Source organism: Streptomyces musisoli (assembly GCF_016741855.1).
Taxonomy (GTDB): domain Bacteria; phylum Actinomycetota; class Actinomycetes; order Streptomycetales; family Streptomycetaceae; genus Streptomyces; species Streptomyces musisoli.
The window spans coordinates 1-1906 of record NZ_JAERRH010000071.1 but is presented as its reverse complement, the minus strand read 5'-3'; the positions used below and the strand labels follow the sequence as shown (position 1 = coordinate 1906).

At 69.4% G+C, this 1906-nt stretch carries 1 protein-coding gene; it reads right to left on the bottom strand.

The window, feature by feature from the left end:
* Positions 1 to 1906, bottom strand: a 1906-nt coding sequence (locus JK361_RS40450) for a non-ribosomal peptide synthetase (RefSeq protein WP_201828203.1), incomplete at both ends; no start/stop codon positions are given.

Sequence of the window (1906 nt, the reverse complement as noted above, 5' to 3'; positions counted from 1 at the left end):
GCGTCGACGCCGTGACCACATGCGACTCGGTCGGCCCGTAATGGTTGTGCAGCCGCCGCCCCGGCACCGCGGCGAAGAACTCCCGCACCCGGGCGTGCACGGTCAGGGCCTCACCCGCCTGCGTCACGTTCCGCAACTCGGGCAGCGTAAGTCCCTGTTCGGCAGCGGCCTCGGCGAGAGCCTCGACCATCAGGTTGGGGACGAACAGCTCGTTCACCCGGTGCTGCTCCAGCCAGCGCGCGAAGTCGCCGGGGTGGCGGCGTACGTCGTCACGGGGGACGGCGAGGGTACGTCCGGACCAAAGGGTGGTGAAGAGTTCCTGCGCCGCCACGTCGAAGCTGATCGACGTGAAGTTGGCGGTGACGAGCCCCGCGCCCTCGGGGCGGCTCCGCTCGTGCCAGGCCAGCAGATTGACCATGGCACCGGCAGGGAGGGAGACGCCCTTAGGACGACCCGTGGAGCCGGATGTGTAGATCACGTAGACGGGAAGAGCGGCGCACAGTCCGGCGACCCGGACCGGGCCGGCCGGGGCCTCGGCCAGGGTCCGGTCGAAACCGGGTGAGTCGACGACGATCGGCTCGGCGGAGACACCGGCGGGGATGCCGTCCACCGCGTCCATGGCCGTGATCACGCACACCGGTTCGGTGTCCGCGAACATGAACGCGATCCGGTCCACCGGATACTCCGGATCCACCGGAAGATACGCCGCACCCGTCTTCACCACCGCCAGCAACGCCACCGGCAACCACTGCGAACGCGGCAACATCAACGCCACCGTCGACTCCGGCCCCGCACCCGCCGCACGTAGGACATGCGCCAGCCGGTCCGACACCTCGTCCAGCTCCGCATACGTCAACCGCTCGTCCTCGAAGACGACGGCCAACGCGTCCGGGGACTGCGTGACACGGCGCGCGAACAGCTCCGGCAGCGACACCCACGGCACGTCGACCGAGGCGCCGCGGGAGCCCGACACCAGCTCGGTGTACTCGTCCGCCGACAGCACCGCAGTGGAGTGCACCGGCGCGTCCGGCGCCGCAACGACATCCCTCAGCAGGCGGACGTACCGCTCCACGAGACGAACGGCCGAGGACCGGTCGAACAGGTCGGTCGCGAACTCCAGCACACCGGTCAGGCCTTCCGCGGCACCGTCGCTGGACCGACGCTCGCTCAGGGTGAGGAACAGGTCGAATTTGGAGCTGGTGCTCTCGGCCGCCTGTGCCGACATCTCCAGTGAGGCCAGGTGCAGGTCGGCCCGGGTGTTGTTCTGGAGGGCGAGCATGACCTGGAAGAGCGGGTGGCGGGACAGGGACCGCGTCGGGTTGAGTACCTCGACCAGGTGCTCGAACGGCACGTCCTGGTGCGCGTAGGCCGCCAGGTCCGTCTCCCGCACCCGCCCGATCAGCTCACGGAATGTGGGATCACCGGACAGGTCCGTGCGCAACACCAGCGTGTTCACGAAGAACCCGACCAGATCGTCCAACGCCTCATCGGTACGGCCCGCGACCGGCGAACCGATCGGAATGTCCGTCCCCCCACCCAAACGGGACAGGAGCGTGGCGAAGGCCGCCTGGAGCACCATGAACACGCTCGCACCCGACTCCCGCGCCAACCGGGTCAGCGACGCGTGCAACTCGGCCCCGATCTCCACCGGGACGCTGTCCCCGGCGAACGTGGCGACCACGGGCCGCGGGCGGTCCGCCGGAAGCTCCAGTTGCTCCGGCATTTCCGCCAACGCCTCTTTCCAGTAGGCGAGTTGACGGCTGAGTACGCTGTCCGGGTCGGACTCCTCGCCCAGCAGTTCACGCTGCCACAGGGCGTAGTCCGCGTACTGCACCGGCAACGGCTCCCACTCCGGGGTGAGCCCTTCGGCCCGCGCCCCGTAAGCCGTCGTGATGTCCCGGGCCAG